Source organism: Pseudomonas sp. Marseille-Q5299 (assembly GCF_943737035.1).
Lineage (GTDB): Bacteria > Pseudomonadota > Gammaproteobacteria > Pseudomonadales > Pseudomonadaceae > Aquipseudomonas > Aquipseudomonas putida_E.
This window is the reverse complement of record NZ_CALSFR010000001.1, coordinates 290,721-309,760: the sequence shown is the minus strand read 5'-3', so window position 1 is coordinate 309,760 and position 19,040 is coordinate 290,721. Positions and strand designations below refer to the sequence as shown.

General features: G+C 62.7%; 13 protein-coding genes and 1 other RNA gene. 8 read left to right on the top strand and 6 right to left on the bottom strand.

The features are described 5' to 3' along the window. Positions 1–212: 212 nt before the first annotated feature. The gene (locus NGJ21_RS01240) at positions 213–1,562 is read right to left on the bottom strand and encodes an NCS2 family permease (RefSeq protein WP_012315442.1); all 1,350 of its coding nucleotides are present in this window, start codon (positions 1,560–1,562) and stop codon (positions 213–215) included. A gap of 284 nt (positions 1,563–1,846) precedes the next feature. Here NGJ21_RS01240 and NGJ21_RS01235 point away from each other — a divergent pair, with 284 nt between their 5' ends. Beyond that, entirely contained in the window at positions 1,847–2,602 is a 756-nt protein-coding gene (locus NGJ21_RS01235) for a GntR family transcriptional regulator (RefSeq protein ID WP_012315441.1), read from the top strand. Between the two features lie 121 nt (positions 2,603–2,723). Then, on the top strand, positions 2,724–3,422 hold the full coding sequence (gene aqpZ / locus NGJ21_RS01230) for an aquaporin Z (RefSeq protein ID WP_119687520.1): 699 nt from the start codon (positions 2,724–2,726) through the stop codon (positions 3,420–3,422). On the opposite strand, the gene guaD is transcribed toward aqpZ, so the two are convergent. From guaD to xdhA, 4 genes are all read right to left on the bottom strand, one after another. Continuing rightward, positions 3,419–4,723, bottom strand: coding sequence for a guanine deaminase (gene guaD, locus NGJ21_RS01225; protein ID WP_237860932.1), 1,305 nt, complete (start codon positions 4,721–4,723; stop codon positions 3,419–3,421). The genes aqpZ and guaD overlap by 4 nt on opposite strands. Positions 4,724–4,733: 10 nt before the next feature. After that, the gene (xdhC, locus tag NGJ21_RS01220) at positions 4,734–5,579 is read right to left on the bottom strand and encodes a xanthine dehydrogenase accessory protein XdhC (RefSeq protein WP_046785306.1); all 846 of its coding nucleotides are present in this window, start codon (positions 5,577–5,579) and stop codon (positions 4,734–4,736) included. Positions 5,580–5,741: 162 nt separating this feature from the next. Beyond that, on the bottom strand, positions 5,742–8,141 hold the full coding sequence (gene xdhB / locus NGJ21_RS01215) for a xanthine dehydrogenase molybdopterin binding subunit (RefSeq protein ID WP_251961707.1): 2,400 nt from the start codon (positions 8,139–8,141) through the stop codon (positions 5,742–5,744). Then, positions 8,134–9,588: a xanthine dehydrogenase small subunit gene (gene xdhA / locus NGJ21_RS01210; RefSeq protein WP_046785304.1), complete on the bottom strand. Its 1,455-nt coding sequence runs from the start codon at positions 9,586–9,588 to the stop codon at positions 8,134–8,136. Before xdhA ends, xdhB begins: the two co-directional genes overlap by 8 nt. Positions 9,589–9,855: 267 nt before the next feature. Between xdhA and NGJ21_RS01205 the strand changes: the two genes are divergently transcribed. The 5 genes from NGJ21_RS01205 (at position 9,856) to ffs (ending at position 17,931) form a co-directional block, all read left to right on the top strand. After that, positions 9,856–10,515 carry a GntR family transcriptional regulator gene (locus NGJ21_RS01205; protein ID WP_012315435.1) on the top strand — a complete coding sequence of 220 codons (660 nt, stop codon included), beginning with the start codon at positions 9,856–9,858 and terminating at the stop codon, positions 10,513–10,515. Positions 10,516–10,518: 3 nt separating this feature from the next. Beyond that, entirely contained in the window at positions 10,519–14,007 is a 3,489-nt protein-coding gene (gene smc / locus NGJ21_RS01200; RefSeq protein WP_115274214.1) for a chromosome segregation protein SMC, read from the top strand. Between the two features lie 204 nt (positions 14,008–14,211). Next, complete coding sequence (gene zipA, locus NGJ21_RS01195) at positions 14,212–15,096, top strand: cell division protein ZipA (protein ID WP_115274215.1); 885 nt, start codon at positions 14,212–14,214, stop codon at positions 15,094–15,096. Positions 15,097–15,371: 275 nt separating this feature from the next. Continuing rightward, the gene (gene ligA / locus NGJ21_RS01190; RefSeq protein WP_251961706.1) at positions 15,372–17,702 is read left to right on the top strand and encodes an NAD-dependent DNA ligase LigA; all 2,331 of its coding nucleotides are present in this window, start codon (positions 15,372–15,374) and stop codon (positions 17,700–17,702) included. A 132-nt stretch (positions 17,703–17,834) separates the two neighbouring features. After that, positions 17,835–17,931, top strand: an RNA gene (gene ffs, locus NGJ21_RS01185) — signal recognition particle sRNA small type. Positions 17,932–17,967: 36 nt separating this feature from the next. Here ffs and NGJ21_RS01180 read toward each other — a convergent pair. After that, positions 17,968–18,381 (bottom strand): helix-turn-helix domain-containing protein, encoded by a 414-nt coding sequence (locus NGJ21_RS01180; protein ID WP_119687518.1) that lies wholly within the window; start codon positions 18,379–18,381, stop codon positions 17,968–17,970. A gap of 82 nt (positions 18,382–18,463) precedes the next feature. Between NGJ21_RS01180 and NGJ21_RS01175 the strand changes: the two genes are divergently transcribed. Beyond that, positions 18,464–18,949 (top strand): DUF2938 domain-containing protein, encoded by a 486-nt coding sequence (locus NGJ21_RS01175; protein ID WP_046785300.1) that lies wholly within the window; start codon positions 18,464–18,466, stop codon positions 18,947–18,949. Positions 18,950–19,040 lie beyond the last annotated feature (91 nt).

Sequence of the window (19,040 nt, the reverse complement as noted above, 5' to 3'; positions counted from 1 at the left end):
TGGCTTCATCGCCGGCAAGCAGGCTCCCACAAAAGGTACGGCGCCGGCCTTATCGAATGGCATCCAAGCGATTTCGCCACTCTCCCGGGCACTGACCTATTCAACTTCTAAAGCTGACGCCACTCCAGTAGAAGCCGGCTTGCCGGCGATGAGGGCGGTGCTAACAGCACAAAAAGGGCGCCGAAGCGCCCTGTTCTGGTGCAATTGTCAGCTCAGAGGAACACGAACTTGGCAATGAAGATCGCGCACAGCACCCACAGGCTGGCCGAAATCTCTTTGTACCTGCCGGTACCGGCCTTCAGCGCCACATAGGTGATGAAGCCCATGGCAATACCGTCTGCCACCGAGAAGGTCAGCGGCATCATGATCACCGTGACGATCGCCGGGATGCTGTCAGTGGCTTCATCCCAATGGATGTGCGCCATGCTGCCCATCATCAGCATGGCCACGTAAATCAGTGCGCCTGCAGTCGCGTAGGCTGGAATCATCCCGGCCAGCGGTGCAAAGAACATCGCCGCCACGAACAGCAGGCCAACCACCACCGCGGTCAGGCCAGTGCGGCCACCTGCGGCAACACCCGCGGCACTTTCTACATAGCTGGTTACCGGCGGCACCCCGACCACGGCACCGAACACGCTGGATGCGCTGTCCGCCTTCAATGCCTTCGACAGGCCTTCGATGCGGCCGTCCGGTGCCACCAGGTTGGCCCGCTGGGCGACGCCCATCAAGGTGCCGGCGGTGTCGAACATGTGCACGAAGAGGAACGCCAGCACCACGCTGATCATGCTCACGTTGAACACGCCGGCCACGTCCATGGCCATCCAGGTGGGGGCCAGGCTCGGCGGCATCGACATCACGCCGCCAAATTTCACCAGGCCCAGGCCCCAGCCTGCCAGAGTGACGCCGATGATGCTGATCAGGATGGCGCCGAACACGCGTTTGTAGCTGAGGATGGCAATCGACAGGAAGCACAGGGCCGCCAGCAGCGGGCCTGGTTCATGCATGGAGCCCAGCTTGATCAGCGTGGCCGGGCTGTCGACGATGATGCCTGCGGTCTTGAGGCCGATCAGCCCGAGAAACAATCCGACGCCGGCCCCCATGGCATGTCGCAGGCTTACCGGGATGCTGTTGAGCAGCCACTCGCGGACCTTGGACAGGGTCAGAAACATGAACAGCACACCGGATACGAATACCGCGCCCAGCGCTGTCTCCCAGTTGTAGCCCATGGTCCCGACCACGGTGTAGGTGAAAAACGCGTTGAGGCCCATGCCCGGCGCCAGGCCCACCGGCCAGTTGGCGTACAGGCCCATCAGCAGGCAGCCCAGTGCTGCGGCAATGCAGGTGGCGACGAATGCTGCGCCGTGATCGATGCCGGCGTCAGCCATGATGTTGGGGTTGACGAAGATGATGTACGCCATGGTGATGAAGGTGGTCACCCCGGCGATCATTTCGGTTTTGACGGTACTGCCGTGTTGCTTGAGTTTGAAAATCCGCTCCAGCCAGCTCGTTTCGAGCGGCGGAGCGAGATCCAGCGTAGGTGCGTCGGATTTGCGGCTTTCCACAGCGGTACTCCTCAAGTCTTTCTTGTTGTTCTTGGAGCCAGTGACCTGCGCAATGCACTTGGTGGCTCCGCGAGGGATGGCAGACGTCTGACGCCGCTTTGTTGACTTACGGGTCAAGAAGTTGCTCGATGGATTATGCTTTTGTGTACAAAGAAAGCAAATAATGTTTTATCTTTTGTGCGCACAATATGCCGCGCATCGGCTATATAGCTAAAAGCCCACCTGCAGAAACGGCTCAGCCTGTGTACAATGCCGCCATACTTTCCTTCGTGCCTCGAGAGCCCATGAACGAACAGCTGCAACCTCTGAAGAAACCTGCACGTGCCGGCAAGGCTGGCCGCAGCGGTACCCAGGACGATATCGTCTATGCGCATATCTTCGAGGCGATCCTCGAGCAGCGACTCGCACCGGGCACCAAGTTGAGCGAGGAAGCGCTGGGCGAGATATTCGGCGTCAGCCGTACCATCATCCGTCGTGCCTTGTCGCGCCTGGCCCACGAAAGCGTTGTGCTGCTGCGGCCCAACCGCGGTGCCGTGGTGGCCAGCCCGACGGTCGAAGAGGCGCGCCAGGTGTTCTTCTCCCGGCGCATGGTCGAACGCGCCATCACCGAACTGGCCGTACAGCATGCCACCCTCGAGCAGCTCAACGAACTGCGGCACATGGTGCGTGAAGAGCGTGACAGCTTCTCGCGGGGCGACCGTGGTGCCGGCATCCGTTTGTCCGGCGAGTTTCACCTGAAGCTGGCCGAGGCGGCCGGCAATGCCCCGCTGGTCAGCTTCCAGCGCAGCCTGGTGTCGCAGACGTCGCTGATCATTGCCCAGTACGAAAGCGGCAACCGCTCGCACTGCTCTTACGACGAGCACATGCAACTGATCGATGCCATCGAGGCGCGTGATGCCGAGCAGGCGGTCAGCCTGATGATGCATCACATGGACCATATCGACAGCAAGCTCAACCTGGACGAGGAGAGTGCCTCGGACGATCTGCATGCGGTGTTTTCGCATCTGCTGAAAAAACCCAAGGTTTCGCTCAAGGGTTGATCGTTTGCCTGGCTGAATGAGTGGCCATAAACCAAACGTCTGCTAGATTCTTGTGAGCAAACCTTCATCAAGTAGTTGGGCTTGCGCAGTCTCCTGCGTTCAACTACATGAGGAAAGGTTCATGTCGACGTCTTTGGGTGTGCGCATGGGAGCCGAGCTGATCGGCACCTTCTGGTTGGTACTCGGCGGCTGCGGCAGTGCGGTAATCGCAGCCAGCTCTCCCCTCGGCATCGGCGTTCTCGGTGTCGCCTTCGCTTTCGGTCTTACCGTGCTGACGATGGCATTCGCCATTGGCCACATCTCCGGTTGTCATCTGAACCCTGCCGTTTCCTTCGGGTTGGTAGTGGGCGGGCGTTTTCCGGCCAAAGAGTTGCTGCCTTACGTCATCGCTCAGGTGATCGGTGCGATCTGCGCGGCAGCGGTGATCTACTTCATCGCCAGTGGCAAGGCCGGCTTCGAGCTGTCGGCGGGCCTGGCGTCCAACGGCTATGCCGACCACTCGCCAGGCGGTTACTCGCTGGGCGCAGGTTTTGTCAGTGAAGTGGTGATGACGGCGATGTTCCTGGTGGTGATCATGGGCGCAACCGACGCTCGGGCCCCGGCGGGTTTTGCACCTATCGCCATCGGCCTGGCCCTGACCCTGATCCACCTGATCTCGATCCCTGTGACCAATACCTCGGTCAACCCCGCGCGCAGCACGGGGCCGGCGCTGTTCGTCGGTGGCTGGGCCTTGCAGCAGCTGTGGCTGTTCTGGTTGGCGCCGCTGATCGGGGCAGCGATCGGCGGCGCACTTTACCGGGGCCTGGCGAAAGTGCCTTAGCGCTGGTGCACGCAGCACCCGGCGGCGTAGGTTTCGCGCACGGTGCGATCATCGCCCAAGGTGGTGAGCACGAACAGGGTCTCTTCGATGCTGCCTGATTGCTGGATACGGTAGTCAAGCAGCGGCGTGGCCTTGTAGTCGAGCACCACGAAGTCGGCATCGTTGCCGGGGCGCAGGCTGCCGATCCGGTCATCCAGGCGCAGCGCACGGGCACCGCCCAGGGTGGCCAGGTACAGCGACTTGTAGGGGTGCAGGCGCGCGCCTTGCAGCTGCATGACCTTGTACGCCTCGTTCAGGGTATTGAGCAGCGAGAAGCTGGTGCCGGCGCCGACGTCGGTACCCAAGCCTACGTTTACCTTGAAGCGTTCGGCCTGGGGCAGGTTGAACAGGCCGCTGCCCAGGAACAGGTTCGAGGTCGGGCAGAAGGCGATCGCCGAGCCCGTCTCGGACAAGCGCTGGCATTCGTCGTCGCACAGGTGCACGCCGTGGGCGAAAACGGAGCGCTCGCCGAGCAGTTCGAAGTGGTCGTAGACGTCCAGGTAACCTTTCTGCTCAGGGAACAGTTCCTTGACCCAGTCGATTTCCTTGAGGTTCTCGGACAGGTGGGTGTGCATGTAGACGCCCGGGTGCTCCTTGAGCAACTGCCCGGCAAGCTTCAATTGCTGCGCGGTGCTGGTGGGCGCGAAGCGCGGGGTTACCGCGTAGTGCAGGCGGCCCTTGCCGTGCCAGCGCTCGATCAGCGCCTTGCTGTCGGTGTAGCTGGTTTCGGCGGTATCGGTCAGGTAGTCGGGGGCGTTGCGGTCCATCATCACCTTGCCGGCGATCATGCGCAGGTCCAGGCGCTCGGCCTCCTCGAACAGTGCATTGACCGACTGCGGGTGCACACTGCCGAACACCAGCGCAGTGGTGGTGCCGTTGCGCAGCAGTTCCTTGAGGAAGATCTTCGCCACTTTGTCGGCATGATCCTTGTCGGCGAACTGCTTTTCACAGGGGAAGGTATAGGTGTTGAGCCAGTCCAGCAGTTGCTCGCCGTAGGAACCGATCATGCCGGTCTGCGGGAAGTGAATGTGGGTGTCGATGAAGCCCGGGGTGATCAGGGCGTCCTGGTAATGCACCACTTCGATGTCGGCATCCAGCGTCGGCAGCAGTTCGCTGGCATGGCCCAATGCACTGATGCGACCCTCGTCGATCACCAGCAGGCCGTCCTCGTAGTACTCATGGGAGGCGTCCAGGCCCACCTCGGCCGGGTCGGCGATGCTGTGCAGGATGGCGGCACGGTAGGCTTTGCGGGTAACGGTCATAACTCACTCGTCAATTGGCTTGGCTGCGCCGGGAGGGCGGCAGCAACTGGGCGATGGGGCCCGCATTGACGCCAGCGTCATGCTGGCCAAAGCAGGCGTTGTAGGTGGCAATGATTTCGCCGGCGATGGACACGGCGATCTCGATCGGCAGCTTGCCCTTGACCTCGGCGATGCCCATCGGGCAACGCATGCGCGCCATCACGGCCTCGTCAAAGCCGCGCTCGCGCAGGCGGTGTTCGAACTTGACCCGTTTGGTCTTCGAGCCGATCAGGCCGAACCAGGTGAAATCGTTGCGCTTGAGAATGGCGGCGGTCAGCTCCAGGTCGAGCTGGTGGTTGTGGGTCATGACGATGCAGTAGCAACCGGCTGGCAGCTCGGCCACTTCGTCGACCGGCTCTTCGCTGACCACCTTGGTCACCCCGTTGGGGATGAGCTCGGGGAATTCCTGTTCACGCGAATCGATCCAGCGCACCCGGCAGGGCAGGGCGGCGAGCAAGGGTACCAGAGCCCGGCCGACATGGCCCGCGCCGAACACGGCGATTTGCGCCTGCACAGCGGTCATGGGCTCGAACAGCAGCACGGTGACGCCGCCACAGCACTGTCCGAGGCTGGCGCCGAGGCTGAAGCGCTCCAGGTGCGGCGTGGTGCGGTGTTCTTCGAGCATTGCCCGGGCAATGTGCAGCGCCTTGAATTCCAGGTGGCCGCCGCCGATGGTGTCATACAGGGCTGTGGCACTGACGACCATTTTCGAGCCGGCATTGCGCGGGGTCGAGCCGCGCTCCTCGATGATGGTCACCAGTACGCAGGGTTCGCCGCGGGCCTGGTGGTCGGCGAGGGCGTTGATCCATTGGTGCATGATTCAAAATCCTCTATGGGCGACTCGGTCCTGTGGTAGGAGCGGCCTTGTGTCGCGAAAGGGTCGCGCAGCGGCCCCAAGAATCTCCATTGCTGCACAGATCTTGGGGCCGCTGCGCAGCCCTTTCGCGACACAAGGCCGCTCCTACACAGGTCTGCGGCGTCAGTGAGTGGAGGTTTCCAGTTCCTGCAAGGCAGGCTGCGCGGCAGTTACTTGCTTGCGCATCTGCTCGCACCCCCACAGCACCCGCTCCGGTGTCGCCGGTGCGTCGATGTTCGGTTGCAGCCGGTAATCGGCAATGCTGGCCACTGCATCCTTGATCGCGCACCAGGCGGCGATGCCGAGCATGAACGGTGGCTCGCCAACCGCCTTGGAGTGGAACACGGTGTCTTCCGGGTTCTTGCGGTTTTCCACCAGTTTCACCCGCAGATCCAGCGGCATGTCGGCCACGGCCGGGATCTTGTAGCTGGCCGGGCCATTGGTCATCAGCTTGCCCTTGGCATTCCACACCAGCTCTTCGGTGGTCAGCCAACCCATGCCCTGGATGAAACCGCCTTCCACCTGGCCAATGTCGATGGCCGGGTTCAGCGAATCGCCGACGTCGTGCAGGATGTCGGCGCGCAACATCTTGTACTCGCCGGTCAGGGTATCGACGACCACTTCCACGCAGGCGGCGCCGAAGGCGAAGTAGTAGAACGGCCGGCCGCGTGCCTGGCTGCGGTCGTAGAAGATCTTCGGCGTGCGATAGAAGCCGGTACTCGACAGCGACACCTGGGCGAAGTATGCCTGCTGCACCAGTTGTTCGAAGCTGACGATCTGGTCGCGCACGCGCACATGGCCGTTGCGGAACTCGACGTCCTCCTCGGTAACCTGATAATGCCGCGCGGCGAACTCGGTCAGGCGCTTTTTGAGAATCTCGGCGGCATTCTGCGCCGCTTTGCCGTTCAGGTCGGCGCCGCTGGATGCCGCCGTTGGCGAGGTGTTGGGCACCTTGTCGGTATTGGTGGCGGTGATCTGGATGCGGCTGAAATCAACCTGGAAAATCTGTGCAACGACCTGGGCCACCTTGGTGTTCAGGCCCTGGCCCATCTCGGTGCCGCCGTGGTTCAGGTGGATGCTGCCATCGGTGTAGATATGAATCAGCGCGCCGGCCTGGTTGAGGAAGGTGGCGGTGAACGAGATGCCGAACTTGACCGGGGTCAGCGCCAGGCCTTTCTTGAGGACCGGGCTGTTGGCGTTGAAGCGGCGGATCGATTCGCGGCGTTCTGCGTAGTCGCTGCTGGCTTCCAGCTCGGCCGTCATCTCCTCGAGCATGTTGTGCTCGACGGTCTGGTAATAGTGGGTGACGTTGCGCTCGGTCTTGCCGTAGTAGTTGGCCTTGCGCACTGCCAGCGGGTCACGGCCCAGGTGACGCGCAATGTGGTCCATCACCTGCTCGATGGCAACCATGCCTTGTGGGCCGCCGAAGCCGCGGTAGGCGGTGTTGGAGGCGGTGTTGGTCTTGCAGCGGTGGCCGTGCACGGTGGCATCGCCCAGGTAGTAGGCGTTGTCGGAGTGGAACATGGCACGGTCGACGATCGAGCCGGAAAGGTCGGGCGAGTAGCCGCAGTTGCCGGCCAGGTCCATGTTGATGCCTCGCAGGCGCCCGTCGTCATCGAAGCCGACGTCGTACTCGACATAGAAGGGGTGGCGCTTGCCGGTCATCATCATGTCTTCGACGCGCGGCAGGCGCATCTTGGTCGGTTGGCCGGTCAGGCGTGCGATCACCGCGCACAGGCAGGCCGGGCTGGCGGCCTGGGTTTCCTTGCCGCCGAAGCCGCCGCCCATGCGGCGCATGTCGAGCACCACCTTGTTCATCGGCACGTCGAGCACTTCAGCGACCAGCTTCTGCACTTCGGTAGGGTTTTGCGTGGAGCAGAAGACGATCATGCCGCCGTCTTCGGTGGGCATTACCGAGGAAATCTGCGTCTCCAGGTAGAAATGCTCCTGGCCGCCGATATGCAGGGTGCCCTGCAGGCGGTGCGGGGCGCTGGCCAGGGCGGTGGCCGAATCACCGCGCTGGTGGGTGTGGCTGTCGAGTACGAAGTGCTTCTTGCGTAATGCCTCGACCACGTCCAGTACCGGCTCCAGGTCTTCGTATTCGATGATCGCCGCCATTGCTGCACGGCGCGCGGTGTCCAGGTCGCGCGCGGCCACGGCGAGCACCGGCTGGCCGAAGAACTCGACCTTGTCGATGGCCAGCAACGGGTCACCGGCCACCACCGGGCCGATGTCCTTCAGGCCAGGAATGTCCTCGTGGGTGATGGCGATGCGCACCCCTTCGAAGGCATAGCAAGGTGTGGTATCGATGCGCAGGATGCGTGCGTGGGCACGGTCGGCGGTGCGCGCATAGACGTGCAACTGGTTGGGAAACTCCAGGCGGTCGTCGATGTACACCGCTTCACCTGCCACGTGCTTATCGGCGCTGTCGTGCTTGACGCTGCGGCCGACCCCGGTGGTCAGGTCCTGGCTGAACAGTTCGGCCATCTCGGCCTGGCTCTTGACGGCGTGATGGTTAGACATAGTCGGTCACCCGGGTTTCGATGTGCGGCGTTTGCTGTTCGATGAAGTACTTGCGCAGCAGGTTCTGCGCGGCCAGCAGGCGGTATTCCTTGCTGGCGCGGAAGTCGCTGAGCGGGGTGAAGTCCTCGGCCAGGGCCTGGCAGGCGCGCTCCAGGCTCGCCTGGTTCCAGGGCTTGCCGCGCAGGGCTGCTTCACAGGCGCGGGCACGTTTGGGGATAGCGGCCATGCCACCGAAGGCAATGCGCACCCCGCTGACCACGCCGTCTTCGATGCTCAGGTTGAAGGCGCCGCACACGGCCGAGATATCGTCATCCAGACGCTTGGAGACTTTATAGGCGCGGAAGGCCCAGTCATTGCTGGCACGCGGTACGATGATCTTCTCGATGAATTCGCTGTCCTGGCGGGCAGTGATGCGGTAGTCGATGAAGTAGTCCTCCAGTGGCATCGTGCGCTGGCGGTCGCCCTGGCGCAGCACGATCTGTGCATCGAGGGCGATCAGCAAGGGCGGTGAGTCGCCGATCGGCGAGGCGTTGCCGATGTTGCCGCCCAGGGTACCCTGGTTGCGGATCTGCAGCGAAGCGAAGCGGTGCAGCAGGTCGCCGAAATCGGGGTATTCCTCGTTGAGCGCGCCATAGCAATCGGTGAGCGGCGTGGCGGCACCGATTTCCAGGTGGCTGGCGGTCTTGTCGATGCGTTTGAGTTCGGCCACGTGGCCGACATAGATCATGACCGGCAAGGTCTTGTGGAATTGGGTGACTTCCAGCGCCAGGTCGGTGCCGCCTGCCAGCAAGCGCGCTTCGGGGTGCGAGCTGTACAGGTCGGCGAGGTCGGCCACGGTCAGCGGCACCAGGCAGCGCTTGTCGCCGCTGTTGAGCTCGCCGGTCTGGGTTGGTGTGATGGCTTTCAGGCGGCTGATGGTCAGCGCTTGTTGCGCGTCGAACTGATCGCGGCAGGGTTGGCGGCAGCTCTGTTCGGCAGCATCGAGAATCGGCCGGTAGCCGGTGCAGCGGCACAGGTTGCCCGCCAGCGCCTCCTGGGCCTGATGCAGGTCGTGGCCCTGGCTGTTTTTCTGCAGGGCGAACAGCGACATGACGAAGCCTGGGGTACAGAAGCCGCATTGCGAACCGTGGCAGTCGGCCATGGCTTGTTGCACGCTGTGCAGTTCGCCCTGGTGCTTGAGGCCCTCGACGCTGATCAGTTGCTTGCCGTGCAGCGACGAAACGAAGGTCAGGCAGGAGTTGAGGCTGCGGTAGCGCAGGCTGTCCTGGCCTTGATCATCCTGGGTCAGCTCGCCGACCACCACGGTGCAGGCGCCGCAGTCGCCGCTGGCGCAGCCTTCTTTGGTGCCGGGTTTGCCCAGGTGCTCACGCAGGTACTGCAGCACCGTCATGTTCGGGTCCAGGGCGTGCTCGCTGCGCAGCTCCTGGTTGACGAGAAACTGGATCACGGGGATGGCCTCGCAATGGTTTTATTGTTGTTGAGCGGACAATAAGCAGAGCTGACACGATGGTCAATAATTTTCTGACTTGAAGGTCAAGAAATTCTCCGCACGGTAGTCTGGCCGCCCAGCCTGCCCATATACAAAGCATAGATCGGGCCGCCTTGACCGTTGTCTGGCGGCTCAAATAAAGGCTGTCGCCCCTCTGCGCGACTGCTGGCCAAGTGCGCTACAATCGTCCGCTTGTGCCCAGTTCAATGATTTTGAAGGAAAACCATGACGTTCAAGGCGCCGGACAGCCTCTCCGAGCAGATTGCCGACTACCTGGCCGAACGCATCATCCGCGGCGAGCTCGAGCCGGGTGAGCGCATCCAGGAGCAGAAGGTCACCCAAGCGTTGAATGTCAGCCGCGGCTCGGTGCGTGAAGCGTTGTTGATCCTCGAACGTCGTCATCTGGTTGCGATCCTGCCGCGCCGCGGCGCCCATGTGACCAGGCTCGACGAGCGCAGCGTGCGCAGCCTGTGCGCCCTCATGGGCGAGTTCTACATTCTGCTGGGTAACGCCGTTGCGCAGAAATGGCGCACCGACGCAGACCTGCGCCCGTTCCTGGACATCCAGCAACGCCTGCAGCAGGCCCGTGAACAAGGTGACATCAAGGCCTTCGTCGCCGACAGTTTTGCCGTGATGCGCGCCGCCTATCCGTTTGCCGACAATCCTTACCTGCAGGAAACCGTCGAAAACCTGCAGCCGGCCATGAGCCGGGCCTATTATCTGGCCCTCGACCAGCGCCAGGCCAACATGCTCGATTACCTTGACCTGTTCGCCCACCTGCTCGACGCCGTGGTCGCCCGTGATCTGCCGCGCATCCGCGAGGTACTCACCGCCTATTGCCAGCGCAGTTGCGAGCTGGTGCTGGCGGCGCTGGCCCGAGGCTGACCGATGCGCCTGAAGTGCATTCGCCTGGCCGGTTTCAAGTCGTTCGTCGACCCGACCACCGTCAACTTCCCCAGCAACATGGCGGCCGTGGTCGGGCCCAATGGCTGCGGCAAGTCCAACATCATCGATGCGGTGCGCTGGGTGATGGGCGAAAGCTCGGCGAAGAACCTGCGTGGCGAGTCGATGACCGATGTCATCTTCAACGGCTCCACCAGCCGCAAACCGGTCAGCCAGGCCAGCATCGAGCTGATCTTCGACAACAGCGAGACCACGCTGCTGGGCGAATATGCCGCCTATGCGGAAATCTCCATCCGCCGCAAGGTCACCCGTGACGGGCAGAACACCTATTACCTGAACGGCACCAAATGCCGCCGCCGCGACATCACCGACATCTTCCTCGGCACCGGCCTGGGCCCGCGCAGCTACTCGATCATCGAACAGGGCATGATCTCCAAGCTGATCGAGGCCAAGCCCGAGGAGCTGCGCAACTTCATCGAAGAGGCGGCGGGCATCTCCAAGTACAAGGAGCGCCGCCGCGAGACCGAAAGCCGCATCCGCCGCACCCAGGAGAACCTGGCGCGCCTGACCGACCTGCGCGATGAGCTCGAGCGCCAGCTCGAACGCCTGCACCGCCAGGCGCAGGCCGCTGAGAAATACCGTGAGTACAAGGCCCAGGAACGGCAGCTCAAAGCACGCTTGGCGGCGCTGCGCTGGCGTGACCTGGATGAACGCGTACGCCAGCGCGAGTCGGTGATTGGCGATCAGGATGTGGCCCATGAGGCGCTGGTTGCCGAACAGCGCAATGCCGATGCGAGCATCGAGCGGCTGCGTGACGGCCATCACGAACTGTCCGAGCGCTTCAACCAGGTGCAGGGGCGCTTCTATTCGGTGGCCGGTGACATTGCCCGGGTCGAGCAGAGCATTCAGCACGGTCAGCAGCGCCTGCGCCAATTGCAGGATGACCTGAAGGAAGCTGAGCGCACGCGCCAGGAAACCGAGTCGCACCTGGGGCATGACCGCACCCTGCTGGCGACTCTCGGTGAAGAGCTGGCGATGCTCGAACCGGAGCAGGAAATGACCTTGGCCGCAGCCGAAGAGGCTGCCGCTGTCCTCGAAGAGGCCGAGTTGGGCATGCATGGCTGGCAGGAGCAGTGGGACAGCTTCAACACCCGCTCCGCCGAGCCCCGGCGCCAGGCCGAAGTGCAGCAGTCGCGTCTGCAGCAGCTTGAAGCCAGCCTGGAGCGCATGGCCGAGCGCCAGCGCAAGTTGGGCGAGGAGCGCGACCAGTTGGGCGCTGACCCGCAGGACAGCGCCATGCTTGAGCTGGCCGAGCAGCTGGCTGCCAGCGAGATATTGCTTGAAGAGCTGCAGCTGTCCGAAGAGCAGGTGGTCGAGCGCCTGGAGGGCGTACGCGCGCAATTGCAGCAGGCGACCCAGGCTCAGCAGCAACAGCAAGGCGACTTGCAGCGCCTGGGGGGCCGTCTGGCATCCCTGGAGGCATTGCAACAGGCCGCGCTCGAACCTGGGGCTGGTGCTGCCGACTGGCTTCGCGGTCAAGGCCTGGAGCAGCGGCCGCGCCTGGCGCAAGGGCTGCGTGTGGAGCCGGGTTGGGAGCTGGCGGTGGAAACCGTGTTGGGCGCTGACCTGCAGGCCGTGCTGGTGGAGGACTTCACCGGCCTGGATTTTGCCGAGCTGGAGCAAGGCGAGCTGCGTCTGTTGGTGGCGGGGCAGGAAGGTGCACGCCGGCCCGGCAGCTTGCTCGACAAAGTCGAGGGGCACACCGACCTGGCCCCTTGGCTGGCCCAGGTCCGGCCAGTTGAAGACCTGGCTCAAGCCCTCGCTGAACGCGCCGGGCTTGGCGAAGGCCAGAGCCTGGTCAGCCGCGATGGTTACTGGGTTGGTCGGCATTTTTTACGCGTCAGCCGGGGGGGCGAATCCCAGGGTGGGGTGCTGGCGCGGGGCCAGGAAATCGAGCGCCTCGGCCAGGAGCAACTGGAGCTGGAAGCTACGCTGGAGCAGATGGAGCAACAGCTGCAAGCCTTGCGTGAGCAGCAACTGGGCCTGGAAGAGCAGCGCGAGCAGCTACGCCGTAGCACCCAGGAAGAGAGCCGCCAGCATGGCGAGCTCAAGGCCAGCCTTTCGGCAGGCCGGGCCCGTGCCGAACAGGTGGAGCTGCGTCGGCGCCGGCTGCAGGAAGAATTGAGCGAACTTCAGGAGCAGCGCGCTCTGGAGCATGAGCAACTGGGCGAAGCCCGCCTGGTGCTGCAAGAGGCCCTGGACCTGATGGCCCAGGACACCGAGCAACGCGAACAGTTGATGGCCCGCCGCGATACCCTGCGCGAAGGCCTTGACCGGATCCGCCAGGAAGCTCGCCAGCACAAGGATCACGCTCACCAGTTGGCTGTGCGCCTGGGATCACTGCGCGCCCAGCACGACTCGACCCGCCAGGCCCTGGAACGTCTGGAGCTGCAGGCGGCACGCCTGAGCGAGCGGCAGGAGCAGCTGAGCCTGAACCTGGAGGAGGGCGAGGCACCGCTGGAAGAGCTGCGCCTGAAGCTGGAAGAGCTGCTTGAGCGGCGCATGAGCGTCGACGAAGAAATGCGCCAGGCGCGCCTGCACATGGACGAAGCCGATCGTGCCCTGCGCGACGCCGAAAAGCGCCGCACCCAGGCCGAGCAGCAGGCGCAGTTGCTGCGTGGCCAGCTCGAGCAGATGCGCTTGGAGTGCCAGGGGCTGGATGTGCGGCGCAAGACCTTGCAGGAGCAATTGCTGGCTGACGGCTACGATTTGCAGGGTGTGCTTGCCACCGTCGAGGCCGAGGCCAGCGAACAGGGTACCGAGCAGGAGCTGGAACAGATCGACGCCCGTATTCAGCGTTTGGGCGCGATCAACCTGGCCGCGATCGAGGAGTACGAACAGCAGTCCGAGCGCAAGCGCTACCTTGATGCCCAGGACGCCGATCTGGTCGAGGCGCTGGACACGCTGGAAAACGTCATCCGCAAGATCGACAAGGAAACCCGCAACCGCTTCAAGGATACCTTTGATCAGATAAATGCCGGATTACAGGCACTTTTCCCAAAAGTTTTCGGTGGTGGCAGCGCTTATCTGGAACTGACGGGCGAAGATCTACTCGATACAGGGGTGACGATCATGGCGCGCCCACCGGGCAAGAAGAACAGCACCATCCATTTGCTGTCCGGCGGCGAGAAGGCACTGACCGCATTGGCGCTGGTGTTTGCCATCTTCAAGTTGAACCCCGCACCGTTCTGCATGCTCGACGAGGTCGATGCGCCGCTGGACGATGCCAACGTCGGCCGGTATGCCCGGTTGGTCAAGGAAATGAGTGAAAGCGTGCAGTTCATCTACATCACCCATAACAAGATTGCCATGGAGATGGCGGATCAATTGATGGGGGTAACCATGCATGAGCCTGGGTGTTCACGTCTTGTTGCAGTGGATGTGGAGGAGGCATTGGCCATGGTCGACGCCTGATGAGCGAAGAGAAGGCGGATTGTGCAGGTAAATGCCCCCGCCATGTGCGACAGACGGTGTAAAGTTGTCTTTGGTCGTGCTAGCTTAATGTCACTCGTTTTTTGCGTGGGTAAAACGCCTGTCAGAACATAGAGTTGGCGCCACGTGTTAAAGGGCTTTGAAGCCTTTGTTTTCAAGCATATTTTTATAGAGGCACGGGATTACATGGAAATCGGTCTGCGCGAGTGGCTGATCCTCATCGGCATCATTGTCATCGCCGGTATTCTTTTCGACGGCTGGCGCCGTATGCGCGGCGGAAAAGGCAAGTTGAAATTCCGTCTGGATCGCAGTTATTCCAACCTCCCGGACGAGGAAGGCAGCGCTGAGGTGCTCGGCCCGTCGCGGGTGCTCGATACCCAGAAGGAACCGGAGCTGGACGAAAGCGACCTGCCGTCGCTCAGTGCGCCGGCGCGTGAACGCGAGCGCGAGCAGAAACCGGCCAAGGCCAGCAAGCGTGGCAAACGTGCCGCTGAACTGCAGCCGCAGGGCGACCTGGACCTGGTGGCCGAGCAGCGCGAGCCCGACCTGTTCGCCGATGCCGATGACGATTTTGCTGGCGACAACAACCGCAACAGTGGTTTTGCTGATGCGGGCGGTGCTGCCAAGGAGCTGCCGCCGGTCGAAGAGGTGCTGGTGATCAGCGTGATCTCCCGCGACGAAGGTGGCTTCAAGGGCCCGGCGCTGCTGCAGAATATTCTTGAAAGCGGTTTGCGCTTCGGTGAAATGGACATTTTCCACCGTCACGAAAGCATGGCCGGTCACGGCGAAGTCCTGTTCTCCATGGCCAACGCGGTCAAACCCGGCATTTTCGACCTGGACGACATCGACCACTTCAGCACCCGTGCGGTGAGTTTCTTCCTCGGGTTGCCAGGGCCGCGTCATCCGAAACAGGCCTTCGATGTGATGGTCGCTGCGGCGCGCAAGCTGGCCCACGAGCTCAATGGCGAGCTCAAGGATGACCAGCGCAGCGTGCTCACCGCCCAGACCATCGAGCATTACCGCCAGCGCATCGTCGAGTTCGAGCGCCGCGCGTTGACCCAGAAACGCTGATGTCATTGAGCGAGCGGACCATGCCTTGGTCTTGCTCGCTTCGTTTCAAGCGCAAGAGCAGCCTGGGGCTAATGCCAGTCAGTTAGCGTTACCAGGGCTGCTTCGCAGCCCATCGCCGGCAAGCCGGCTCCCACAGATACCATGCAGTTCTTGAGGTCTGCGCTGTGCCTGTGGGAGCTGGCTTCCCGGCGATGGCCGCAAAGCGGCCCCAAATCGTTTAACGGACTGGCATTGAGCCTAGGGCTGCTCTTTTGCTTTGCAAGAGAACCTGAAGAATGAACGCCGAATCCCGAATCCACGCACTGCGCGCCGAACTCGACCAGCACAACTACCGCTACTACGTACTCGACGAGCCCAGCGTGCCGGACGCCGAGTACGACCGCCTGTTCAACGAGCTCAAGGCCCTCGAAGCCGAACATCCTCACCTGATCACTCCCGACTCGCCCACTCAACGCGTCGGCGGCGCTGCCCTGGCCGCGTTCAGCCAGGTGCGCCACGAAGTGCCCATGCTCAGCCTGGGCAACGCCTTCGAGGAAGCCGACCTGCGTGAGTTCGGCCGCCGTGTGGTGGAAGGCCTCGACCAGCCGGGCGCGGTCGACTACAGCTGCGAGCCCAAGCTCGATGGCCTGGCGGTGAGCCTGCTCTATCGCGATGGCCAACTGGTCCAGGGCGCGACCCGGGGTGACGGCACCACCGGCGAAGACATCAGCGCGAACGTGCGTACCGTGCGCAACATCCCGCTCAAGCTGCAGGGCAAAGGTTGGCCGGCTGTGCTCGAAGTGCGTGGTGAAGTGTTCATGAGCAAGGCGGGTTTCGATCGCCTCAATGCCGCACAGGCCGAAGCCGGGGGCAAGACCTTCGCCAACCCGCGCAACGCAGCTGCCGGCAGCCTGCGCCAGTTGGACTCGAAGATCACCGCCAGCCGCCCGCTGGAATTCTGCTGCTATGGCGTTGGCCAGGTCTCGGCAAGCATTGGCGAGAGCCATATCGGTATCCTCGAGCAGCTCAAGGCATGGGGCTTGCCGATCAGTCGCGAGCTCAGGCATGCGGCTGGTATCGAGGAGTGCCTGGCTTACTACCGCGATATCGGCGAGCGGCGCAACAGCCTGCCGTACGAAATCGATGGGGTGGTGTTCAAGGTCAACAGCCTGGCCTCCCAGCGCGAGCTGGGCTTTCGCGCCCGCGAGCCGCGTTGGGCCATCGCCCATAAGTTCCCGGCCATGGAAGAGCTCACCGAGGTGCTGGATGTGGAATTCCAGGTCGGGCGTACCGGTGCGGTCACGCCGGTTGCACGCCTCAAGCCGGTCAAGGTGGCTGGCGTGACCGTGTCCAACGCCACCCTGCACAACATGGACGAGATTGCCCGGCTGGGCCTGCGCATCGGCGATACGGTAATTATCCGCCGTGCCGGTGACGTGATCCCGCAAGTCATGCAGGTGGTGCTTGAACGCCGTCCCGAAGACGCCCGACCGGTGCAGGTGCCAAGCGCGTGCCCGGTGTGTGGTTCCCAGGTTGAGCGTACTCAGCTGGTCAAGCGTAGCAAGGGCAAGGAAACCACCAGCGAAGGCGCGGTGTACCGTTGTGTCGGCCGCCTGGCCTGTGGTGCCCAGCTCAAACAGGCGATCATTCACTATGTTTCGCGGCGAGCCATGGATATCGACGGCCTGGGCGAGAAGAGCGTCGAGCAGTTGGTGGACGAAGGCCTGATCGGTTCGCCGGCGGACCTCTACAAGCTGCAATTCGACCAGATCGTCGGGCTGGAGGGATTTGCCGAAGTCTCCAGCAAGAAACTGCTGGATGCCATCGAGGCCAGCAAACGCCCGAGCCTGGCGCGCTTCATCTATGCCCTGGGCATCCCGGATGTGGGGGAGGAGACCGCCAAGGTACTGGCCCGCTCGCTGGGCAGCCTGGCACGGGTGCAGCAGGCGTTGCCGCAGGTGCTGACATACCTGCCGGACATTGGTCTGGAAGTGGCCTACGAGATCCACAACTTCTTTGAAGACGAACACAACTGCAAGGTCATCGAACAGTTGCTCGCTTGCGGCATGCAGTTGCAGGACGAAGGCGAGCTGGCGGCCGAGTTCGCTGCCAGCACCACCCTGGCCGGGATGATCGCCAAGCTCGACATCGCTTCGGTCGGGCCCACGGGCGCTGAAAAGCTGGTCGCCAAGCTGGACAGCCTGGACAAGATCATCGCGGCCGACGGCATCGACCTGCGTCAGGCGCTGGCAGCGAAACAGGCCGAAGCCGTGCGCGAATTTTTCAAGGACGAGGCCAACCAGAAGCTGGCCAGAGACATCGAAGCCCAGTTGCTGGCGTTCGGCATGCACTGGAACAGCGAAAAGAAGGTCGCCGAGGGCTTGCCCCTGGCTGGTCAGACCTGGGTGCTGACCGGCACGTTGGAGCGCATGAGCCGCGACATCGCCAAAGAGAAGCTGGAAAGCCTGGGGGCCAAGGTGGCCGGTTCGGTGTCGGGCAAGACACACTGCGTGGTCGCTGGCCCTGGCGCCGGTTCCAAGTTGGCCAAGGCCAGTGAGCTGGGGGTCAAGGTGCTGGATGAGGATGCGTTCGTCGTGTTCCTGGACGAGCAGGGCATTGCCATCTGATTGTACTGGCCTCATCGGTCTGGACAAGTCATTGAGAAATGATGACTTTTTCTCCGGTTAAAGGTTGTAACTTCGCCCCAGACCGGTACAATGGCGCGGCTCGCTGCTTGGCGAGCCGCGTAGTGGTGGCCCCATCGGTCCCCCCGCATTGATTACCCGTTAACCTGGTCAGGCCCGGAAGGGAGCAGCCATAGCGGGAACATCGAGTGCCGGGGTGTGGCTGGTGGGGCCGCCTCCATTTCTGGGGTTCAAAAACCTCAGCCTGTCACGATACGGCCTTTCCTCTGGCCCGTTTACCTCGCAGCGCCCCTGCTGCTGACAGCTTCATCAAGCGCTGAAATTTCGGACAGGCCAGGTGGTTTTCCTCTGAGCACTGCGCTGCATGCCGCAGCCCCTTGCCAAGTGCCTGCAAGCGTTTGACCTGTGCATCGATTTCGTCCGCCTTGGCCATCAGCCTCTGCCGATCGACCTGCTGGTCCACCAGCATCGCCCCGACTTCATCGAGGGAAAAACCTGCGGCCTGTCCCAAGGCGATCAGTGCCAGCCTGTCCGTAACATCGGCGGCGAACTGGCGCCGCTGGCCACGCCCGGCAAGTGACTCGAGCAGGCCTTTCTTTTCGTAGTAACGCAGTGTCGACGCAGGGACGCCTGTGCGTTTGGCGACATCGGCAATATCCATTGAGGGGCCTTGACTTGAAGTTGACTTCAACTTCTATGCTGCGTGGCAGGTTGCTTAATGTCAATTTCAGAGGGCTGAATCAATGACGCTTGCCATGCTACAAGCTGCTTTGCTGATCGGGGTCGGTGCTACCGTGATCATGGACCTGTGGGGGATGTTGCTGCGGCGCTTGGGTATCGCCACGCTGAACTTCGCCATGGTGGGGCGTTGGGTAGGGCATCTGCTGCGGGGGCGAGTACGGCATCAGGCAATTGCCAGGGCCGAACCGGTGGCGAACGAGCTGATCTGGGGGTGGTTGATCCATTATGGGATTGGTGTGTTGTTTGCGGTGGTGCTGGTAGGGGTGGCCGGCGAGGGCTGGTTACGCGCGCCGACGGTGTGGCCTGCATTGGCGTGGGGTGTGGTGACGGTGGCGGCGCCGCTGTGCTTCATGCAGCCATTGATGGGGGCAGGGTTCTTTGCCGCCAGGACGCCGACGCCTTGGCGTAATTGTCTGAAGAGTTTGGTTACGCACTTGGTATTTGGGATTGGGTTGTACTTGAGTGCCGGTTTTATTTCGGCTCTTTGAAGAAAGTGCTCGGGATTACAGGTGTCCCAGGATCGTGCGCCAGTTACTCAGCTTAGGCGAGCCATGCAGGGTGCAATTTCGGCCCCGCTCC

Bases quoted from the DNA above. Each gene is read 5' to 3' on its own strand.
- NGJ21_RS01235 (WP_012315441.1), top strand. From the start codon at position 1,847: ATGAACGAACAGCTGCAACCTCTGAAGAAACCTGCACGTGCCGGCAAG.
- aqpZ (WP_119687520.1), top strand. From the start codon at position 2,724: ATGTCGACGTCTTTGGGTGTGCGCATGGGAGCCGAGCTGATCGGCACC.
- guaD (WP_237860932.1), bottom strand. From the start codon at position 4,723: ATGACCGTTACCCGCAAAGCCTACCGTGCCGCCATCCTGCACAGCATC.
- xdhC (WP_046785306.1), bottom strand. From the start codon at position 5,579: ATGCACCAATGGATCAACGCCCTCGCCGACCACCAGGCCCGCGGCGAA.
- xdhB (WP_251961707.1), bottom strand. From the start codon at position 8,141: ATGTCTAACCATCACGCCGTCAAGAGCCAGGCCGAGATGGCCGAACTG.
- NGJ21_RS01205 (WP_012315435.1), top strand. From the start codon at position 9,856: ATGACGTTCAAGGCGCCGGACAGCCTCTCCGAGCAGATTGCCGACTAC.
- smc (WP_115274214.1), top strand. From the start codon at position 10,519: ATGCGCCTGAAGTGCATTCGCCTGGCCGGTTTCAAGTCGTTCGTCGAC.
- zipA (WP_115274215.1), top strand. From the start codon at position 14,212: ATGGAAATCGGTCTGCGCGAGTGGCTGATCCTCATCGGCATCATTGTC.
- ligA (WP_251961706.1), top strand. From the start codon at position 15,372: ATGAACGCCGAATCCCGAATCCACGCACTGCGCGCCGAACTCGACCAG.
- NGJ21_RS01180 (WP_119687518.1), bottom strand. From the start codon at position 18,381: ATGGATATTGCCGATGTCGCCAAACGCACAGGCGTCCCTGCGTCGACA.
- NGJ21_RS01175 (WP_046785300.1), top strand. From the start codon at position 18,464: ATGACGCTTGCCATGCTACAAGCTGCTTTGCTGATCGGGGTCGGTGCT.